The following is a 7,596-nucleotide window of genomic DNA, read 5'->3' on the forward strand; positions in this document are numbered from 1 at the left end:
GAGGTGGAACCGCCGAGGGCAAACAGGGCGATCAGCACCGGGATGAGCAGCCGCTCGCGCCCGGCAAAGGCACGGACGATGGCCCCTACCCCGGCATCGAGCGCCCCGCTCTGCATGGTCACCGCCAGAAAGCCGCCGATGATGAGCACGAACAGCGCCACGTCCGCCGCCTTGTGAAAGCCCTGGATGGGGGCCTTGAGCACATCGAATAGCACCTGCGGCTGGGAAGGGAGCTCGGTGTAGCTACCTGGCACCGGCAACAGCCGCTCATCGCCGCTGTAGTCGGCCACGGCCGCCGCCGCAACCGGCTGCTGGCTCTTGGCCGTCACATAGTTGTATTTGCCCGCCGGCAGCACCCAGGTGAGGGCCGCCATCAGGGCGATGATGATGAAAAGCAGGGTGTAAACCGTGGGGAGTTGGCGCTTCTTGGGCGCGTCATTTGGAGTGGTCATAGCTTCCGTACCTCGGCAATGCCGTCATGTGATCCGATCACCGCCAGACTAGCGGGTTTGATATGGGAAAAAGGTGGTCGCGGATAATAAAATTTCGCAACCTGGCAGTATTTTTGCCAAAAAAACAGGGCCCCGCGGGGCCCCGTTTTCACTTGGGTCAGACTCAGAGTTCGACCACGTCGAACTGCACGTCCGGATTCACGTCCGCGTCGTAATCCACCTCGTCCAGCCCGAAACCGAACAGGCGCAGGAACTCCTGCTTGTAGCCGGTGTAGTCGGTTAGATCCGAGAGGTTCTCGCTGGTGATGGACGGCCACAGGTCGCGGCAGGTCTGCTGCACGTCTTCGCGCAGCTCCCAGTCATCCATGCGGATGCGGGCCTGCTCGTCCAGCGCCAGATCGGCACCATACAGACGGGTGCGCATCATGCGATCCACCTGCTCCATGCAGCCCTCGTGAATGCCCTTCTCCTTCATGATCTTGAAGGCCATGGAGATGTAGAGCGGCATCACCGGAATGGCGCTTGATGCCTGGGTCACCACGGATTTGAGCACGGCCACGTGGGCGGTGCCGCCCTTGGCTGCCAGATCGCCACGGATGGCGGCGGCGGCGCGGTCCAGATCTTCCTTGGCGCGGCCCAGGGTGCCATGCCAGTAGATGGGCCAGGTCAAGTCGGTGCCAATGTAGGAGTAGGCCACGGACTTGGCGCCGTCGGCCAGCACGCCCGCATCGCGCAGGGCCGCCATCCACAGCTCCCAGTCCTGACCGCCCATGACGGTGATGGTGTTCTGGATCTCTTCCTCGTTCGCCGGCTCGACGGTGGCGGTGATGATCTGATCCTTGTTGGTGTCGATGGCGGTGGTGGTGTAGACCTCGCCGATGGGTTTGAGGGCGGAGCGCACCACTTCACCGGTTTCCGGCATCTTGCGCACCGGCGAGGCCAGGGAGTAGACCACCAGGTCAATCTGACCCAGATCCTGCTTGATGAGCTCGATCACCTTGGCGCGGCACTCGTTGGAGAAGGCATCGCCGTTGACGCTTTTCGCGTACAGGCCTGCCTCTTTGGCGGCCTTGTCGAAGGCGGCGGAGTTGTACCAGCCGGCAGTACCGGTCTTGGTTTCGCTGCCCTCTTTTTCAAAGAAGACGCCGAGGGTGGCGGCGCCGGAGCCGAAGGCGGCGGCAATGCGAGACGCCAGGCCATAACCTGTGGAGGCACCGATCACCAGCACCTTCTTGGGACCATTCTCGATGGTGCCCTTGGCCTGGGTATAGGCAATCTGACGACGAACATTGGCTTCGCAACCGACCGGGTGAGTGGTGGTGCAGATAAAGCCGCGAACCTTGGGTTTGATGATCATGTGTTGTCTCTTATCCGTTTGATGGATGAAATCGGGGCATAAGATACCTCATCTCGCCGCGATAAGGTGCTCTGATGTGTTGAACAGCGGCAAAAATCGACTGGTCTGCCGTCTAATTAAGCGAAAAGCAGTCATCTGTTTTTGATGCCAGCCACTGCCAGTTGTTATCGGCCCATCCCGGCACCATCACCCCGCTTTGCCACCGCGGTCAAACCTCGTTGTCGCCCGCTTGGTTACCTTGTTCCCAAAGCCTGCCCCGGCTGATGGCTAACATATACTTGGACAACATCGTGGCGCTGGATGATTGACCCGGCAGGACGGAGGTAACATGACCAGATGTTGGCAAAGATGCTTGTTGTGGGCGGCCGTGGCACTGTTTGCGGTCAGTGAGGTATCAGCCAAACCGACTGTCGGCATGGTACTGAAATCGGTTCGCAACGAATTTTTCATCGAGATGGCGAAGGGGGCAGAAACCTATGCAACGACCCATCCCGACGCCCTGACACTACAACTGGAAGGCATCCAGCAGGAGGTGGATGTCACAGGCCAGGAGGCAATTATCCGCAAAATGATCGGCCAAAAAGTGGATGCCCTTGTGGTGGTACCGACTGATTCGGTTGCCATGTTGCCTGTCCTGATGGAGGCAATCCGCGCCGGTATTCTGGTTATCAACATGGACAACAAACTCGATGACAGGGCGCTGGTGCTGGAAGGGGTCAATATTCCCTTCGTCGGCCCCAGCAACTTTGTCGGCGCGCGCAGTGTCGGCGAATATGTCTCCAAAAAACTCCCCGCGGGCAGTAAAGTCGGGCTGATCGAGGGCCCACCGGGCGCCATCAACAGCCGGGCGCGCAGTGACGGATTCCGGGCAGCCTTACGCGCAGCAGACATGGTCGTCGCCGGCGTGCGCAGCGGCTATTGGGACATCGCTCAGGGCAAAAGCGCAACCATTGACCTCCTCAAAGCAACCCCGGATGTCAACGCGCTGCTCTGCAGCAACGACAACATGGCTATCGGCGCGGCTCAGGCCCTGGCCGAGCTGGGGCTCAAAGGCAAGGTGCTGATCGGCGGCTATGACAATATTCCGGGGATCCACCCCTACCTCAACGATGGTTCGGTGGTGGCAACGGCCGACCAGTATCCGGGCAAGCAGGCACAATATGCGCTCGACCTCGCCCTGAAAGCGTTGACGCAGAAAATAACGCAAGCCGATCTGCCCGGCATAGTACAAACCCCTGTGGAACTGGTCACACATCCTTAGGAGGCTAGATGAAGGGAGGGTGGGTATTGCTGGCATTGTGGTGCAAACTCGCATCGGCAGCACCTGTATTGAACATTTATGCCGATGCCTACCCCCCTTTCATTCAGGTCAACGGAGAGGGATTGAGCGGCCCCTATGTCGATGCCTTCGCCCGTCTGGCACAACTGCAGGATATCAAGATCCACTTTCAGGCCAAGCCGATGCGGCGCCTACTCAAGATAGTGGCTACCGACCCCGGCAGTTGTGGACTTGGCGTGCACTTCTCGGCCGAAAATGCCGAAACCCTGCGCTATGTGGCACGCATTGCCCCCATTACTCTGGCCGTTTATGCACGGCAAGGCACGGTGAAACCGCTAAGCAATATCGAGGCGCTGCGCAACTATCGCATTGGTGCCATCGATGTGGCTGAGTTGAGGGAACTGCTCGATAACGCAGCCATTCGCTACGAACTGCTGCCCAAGGCTGGCCAGGGTATCGCCATGTTGCAGGCAGGTCGCTTCGATCTGCTGATCAGTGACGTACTCCCCGAACTGATGAGCGCCCCCACTCAAGGGAAACCAGTCCAGCGGGTAATGGTGCTGGCACGCGTCGAACGCTGGCTGGCCTGTCACCCCCAACTGCCACCCAGCACAGTGAAACGCCTGCGTACATCGCTCTCCCTGGGAGTCTTCGGCGATGCCATGGCTGATATCTGGCAAGGATATGGTTTGAGTGCGGTATATGAAGGGGTCAGGCGAGAGTGGATCCTGATCCCCTGACCGCAACCCCATTCAGCCCAGCGCGTCCATGCTCACCGCCCCCAGCGACTGTCAGCAGGCAATGCAAGTGACATGGCCATCTTACTAGAAGGCATCTTGCGGCAACGCCTGTGACCAGGTCGTCTCATAGGCAAGAGCGGCATAGACGCCACGCAGCACGGCACCGAGCAAACCGTGGGAGATGACGATGGCCCGCTCTGCGATCGCAGGGGCCTGCAACCACTGGTTGTCCGGGGCTGACTGCTCTCAAAGCGCTCCCCCCATCAAGGCCAGCCAGCGCCAATCCCCTTGCTGGTAGCGAAAATTGCCGAGATAGCGGTAGCAGCACAGCAAGCAGAGCGCCGCCACGCTCATGCGCATGAAGAGCACCTGACCGAAGCCCCAGCCCCCCAGCACGTGCTTGAGCGCGATGAAGGAACTGGACCAGAGCAGCATCGCCAGAGTCAGGGTAAAAATGGGTAAAGGGCGCACGTTTCCTCCATGAAATTGGCTATTTGAATAATAACCATGCGGCCTTGCGGTTGTTAAAAGGCACCTAAAATCAGATAATACCGCCGCCTTCAAACCGGATAACCAACCTGCAATGACTGAGTACCTGCTTTTACTGGTCGGCACCGTGCTGATCAACAACTTCGTGCTGGTGAAGTTCCTTGGCCTGTGCCCCTTCATGGGCGTCTCCGGCAAGCTGGAAACCGCCATCGGCATGGGGTTGGCGACCACCTTCGTGATGACCCTGGCCAGCGCCTGTTCCTATCTGATGGAACACTATATCCTGATCCCGCTGAACATCGCCTACCTGCGCACGCTCGCCTTCATTCTTGTGATCGCCGTCGTGGTTCAGTTTACCGAGATGGTTATCCGCAAGAGCAGCCCCACCCTCTACCGTCTGCTTGGCATCTTCCTGCCGCTCATCACCACCAACTGTGCCGTGCTGGGGGTGGCGCTGCTCAGCATCAACGAGCACCACAACTTCATCCAGAGCATCATCTACGGCTTTGGTGCCGCCACCGGCTTCTCGCTGGTACTGATCCTGTTTGCCGCCATGCGTGAGCGCCTGGTGGCCGCCGATGTTCCCACCCCGTTTCGCGGCGTCTCCATCGCCATGATCACCGCCGGCCTGATGTCGCTGGCCTTTATGGGCTTTACCGGCCTCATCAAGATATAGCGCTATGATTCACATTCTTTTTGCCGTTCTGGTGTTGGCTCTGCTGGCCCTGGCTTTCGGCATCATTCTGGGCTTTGCCGCCGTCAAGTTTCATGTGGAAGCCGATCCCATTGTCGATCAGCTCGACGCCCTGCTGCCGCAAACCCAGTGCGGCCAGTGCGGCTACCCTGGCTGCAAACCCTACGCCGAGGCACTGGCCAACGGCGATCAGATCAACAAGTGCGTGCCCGGTGGCGATGCCACCATGCGCAAGATTGCCGATCTGATGGGGGTCGAACCCCAACCGCTGGGCGGCGCAGAAGCCGCCGTACCGGTCAAGAAGGTCGCCTTCATCCATGAAGATCAGTGCATCGGCTGCACCAAGTGCATCCAGGCCTGCCCGGTCGATGCCATCGTCGGTGCCACCAAGGCGATGCACACCGTGATCAAGGACGAGTGCACCGGCTGCGATCTCTGCGTCGATCCCTGCCCGACCGACTGCATCGAGATGATCCCGGTGCCCACCACGGTCGACAACTGGAAGTGGGATCTCAACAACGTCACCATTCCGGTCAAGATAGTGGAGTAACCATGCAGTCCTTACTCGAACGCATCAAAGCCGGCACCCTGTGGGATTTTCACGGCGGCATTCATCCTCCCGAGAACAAGGAGCAGTCCAGCCTCACCCCGGTCGTGGACGCGGGCCTGCCGCCTCAGCTCATCATTCCGGTACGCCAGCACGCGGGCCCGGCCGGCGATCTGCTGGTGCGGGTCGGCGACCGGGTCAAGAAGGGTCAGCCACTCACCCGTCATGAGAAGGGACGGATCGTGCCGGTGCACGCCTCCACCTCCGGCACCATCACCGCCATCGGCCACCATACGGTGGCCCACCCCTCCGGTCTCGACGATCTCTGCATCACCCTCACCCCGGATGGCGAAGATGCCTGGGGTGAGCGCAAAGGCCAAGCCGACTACTGGAATCTGGAGCGGGGCGAGCTGCTCGAGCGCATTCAGCAGGCCGGTATCGCCGGCCTCGGCGGCGCCGTGTTCCCGACCCACAGCAAGCTCGATGGCCGTGGCCAGCTCACCGAGATCCTGATCGTCAACGGCCTCGAATGCGAGCCCTACATCACCACCGATGACCGGCTGATGCAGGAGTATGCCGACGAGATCATGGACGGCATCCGGGTGCTCAAGCACCTGCTCAAACCCAAGCTGACCCTGATCGGGGTGGAAGACAACAAGCCGGCCGCCATCGGCGAGCTGACCCGTCACGCCACCGACGAAGACGTGCTGGTCAAGACGGTACCTACCAAATACCCCTCGGGCGGCGCCAAGCAGACCATAGAACTGCTCACCGGCCGTCAGGTACCTAAGGGCGGCCGCGCGGTGGACATGGGCATCATGGTGCTCAACGTAGCCACCGTGTTTGCCATCAAGCGCGCCATCATCGACGGCGAGCCGCTCATCTCCCGCATCGTCACCCTTACCGGCGACGCCTTCAAGAAGCCGGGCAACGCCTGGGTGCTGCTGGGCACGCCGGTGCGCTGGCTGCTGCAGCGCTTCGAGCTGCAGCCCGAGGCGGATCAGCGGGTCATCATGGGGGGCCCCATGATGGGCTTCACCCTGCCCCACGCCATGGTACCCGTGGTCAAGGCCACCAACTGCCTGCTCTCCCCCACCCGGGCCGAGCTGCCGCCGCCCGGTCCGGAGCAGGCCTGCATTCGCTGCAGCGCCTGTGCCGACGCCTGTCCGGCCAACCTGTTGCCGCAGGAGCTCTACTGGTACAGCCGGGCCAAGGAGTACGACAAGGCAGAAGGACTCAACCTGTTCGACTGCATCGAATGCGGCGCCTGCGCCTGGGTCTGCCCGAGCGAGATCCCGCTGGTGCAGTACTACAAGATTGCCAAGGATGACATTCGCGAGGCCCGCGCCGAGGCCGAGAAGGCCGAGCGCGCCAAGCAGCGCTTCGAGGCCAAGCAGGCCCGCTTCGAGCGGGAGAAAGCCGCTCGCGAAGCCCGCCATGCCGAGGCGGCAGCCCAGCGGCGCCAGGCCATGACGGCGGCCGGCGGAGAAGATCCGGTAGCCGCGGCCCTGGCCCGTCTCAAGGCCAAGCAGGAGGCTGCACCGGTTGGTGCCAGCGAACTCGCACCGGACAACAGCGCCATGATTGCCGCCCGCGAGGCGCGCAAACAAGAGGCCATCGCCCGCCGCGCCGCCAAGGCGCTCGACACGGCGCCAGCCATGCCCGGCGATGCCACTGCCACCACAGAGGCGGATCCGAAAAAAGCGGCCATCGCCGCTGCACTGGCGCGGGCCAAGGCCAAGAAGGCAGCCCAGAGCGGTGACACCGAGGCGGCACAGGCCACTCCGGCGGATGCCACAGCGTCAACCAGTGCTGCTGCCCAGAGCGATCCCAAGAAGGCCGCCATCGCGGCAGCCATAGCCCGTGCCAAGGCCAAGAAAGCGCAAGCTGTCAGCGAGGCAGATGCCACCGAACCAGGCGCTGACAGCAGTGCGGAGACAGCCGAGCCGACCGGCGCGGGGGATGATCCCAAGAAGGCGGCCATTGCCGCCGCCATCGCCCGCGCCAAGGCCAAGAAGGCCGCGGCTCAGGCGCAAGG

Annotated in this window: 6 protein-coding genes and 3 pseudogenes; 5 read left to right on the plus strand and 4 right to left on the minus strand. The window is 61.7% G+C overall.

The window, feature by feature from the left end:
- Together CAK78_RS23155 and fabV are read right to left on the minus strand one after the other, a co-directional pair.
- A pseudogene (locus CAK78_RS23155) lies at positions 1 to 452 on the minus strand (YfcC family protein); the annotation flags it as partial.
- A gap of 163 nt (positions 453 to 615) precedes the next feature.
- Entirely contained in the window at positions 616 to 1,809 is a 1,194-nt protein-coding gene (gene fabV / locus CAK78_RS15450; RefSeq protein WP_094697855.1) for an enoyl-ACP reductase FabV, read from the minus strand.
- 367 nt (positions 1,810 to 2,176) lie between these two features.
- On the opposite strand from fabV, the gene CAK78_RS15455 reads away from it, so the two are divergent.
- Together CAK78_RS15455 and CAK78_RS15460 are read left to right on the plus strand one after the other, a co-directional pair.
- Positions 2,177 to 3,070, plus strand: coding sequence for a sugar ABC transporter substrate-binding protein (locus tag CAK78_RS15455; protein ID WP_254924800.1), 894 nt, complete (start codon positions 2,177 to 2,179; stop codon positions 3,068 to 3,070).
- Between the two features lie 68 nt (positions 3,071 to 3,138).
- Positions 3,139 to 3,828 carry a hypothetical protein gene (locus tag CAK78_RS15460; protein WP_094697857.1) on the plus strand — a complete coding sequence of 230 codons (690 nt, stop codon included), beginning with the start codon at positions 3,139 to 3,141 and terminating at the stop codon, positions 3,826 to 3,828.
- Between the two features lie 84 nt (positions 3,829 to 3,912).
- Here CAK78_RS15460 and CAK78_RS15465 read toward each other — a convergent pair.
- Together CAK78_RS15465 and CAK78_RS22875 are read right to left on the minus strand one after the other, a co-directional pair.
- Positions 3,913 to 4,088: pseudogene (locus CAK78_RS15465) on the minus strand (histidine phosphatase family protein); the annotation flags it as partial.
- Positions 4,087 to 4,299 (minus strand): annotated as a pseudogene (locus tag CAK78_RS22875) (EamA/RhaT family transporter); the annotation flags it as partial. The pseudogenes CAK78_RS15465 and CAK78_RS22875, both read right to left, overlap by 2 nt.
- 112 nt (positions 4,300 to 4,411) lie before the next feature.
- On the opposite strand from CAK78_RS22875, the gene rsxA reads away from it, so the two are divergent.
- From rsxA to rsxC, 3 genes are all read left to right on the plus strand, one after another.
- On the plus strand, positions 4,412 to 4,993 hold the full coding sequence (rsxA, locus tag CAK78_RS15475; RefSeq protein ID WP_005302262.1) for an electron transport complex subunit RsxA: 582 nt from the start codon (positions 4,412 to 4,414) through the stop codon (positions 4,991 to 4,993).
- A 4-nt stretch (positions 4,994 to 4,997) separates the two neighbouring features.
- Entirely contained in the window at positions 4,998 to 5,561 is a 564-nt protein-coding gene (gene rsxB / locus CAK78_RS15480; protein ID WP_005302265.1) for an electron transport complex subunit RsxB, read from the plus strand.
- Positions 5,562 to 5,563: 2 nt separating this feature from the next.
- Positions 5,564 to 7,596: electron transport complex subunit RsxC (rsxC, locus tag CAK78_RS15485; RefSeq protein ID WP_254924802.1), on the plus strand; the 2,033-nt coding region annotated here is incomplete at its 3' end.

It is taken from the genome of Aeromonas sp. A35_P, from assembly GCF_002259925.1.
GTDB classification, from domain to species: domain Bacteria; phylum Pseudomonadota; class Gammaproteobacteria; order Enterobacterales; family Aeromonadaceae; genus Aeromonas; species Aeromonas dhakensis.

Bases quoted from the DNA above. Each gene is read 5' to 3' on its own strand.
- rsxA (WP_005302262.1), top strand. From the start codon at position 4,412: ATGACTGAGTACCTGCTTTTACTGGTCGGCACCGTGCTGATCAACAAC.
- rsxB (WP_005302265.1), top strand. From the start codon at position 4,998: ATGATTCACATTCTTTTTGCCGTTCTGGTGTTGGCTCTGCTGGCCCTG.
- fabV (WP_094697855.1), bottom strand. From the start codon at position 1,809: ATGATCATCAAACCCAAGGTTCGCGGCTTTATCTGCACCACCACTCAC.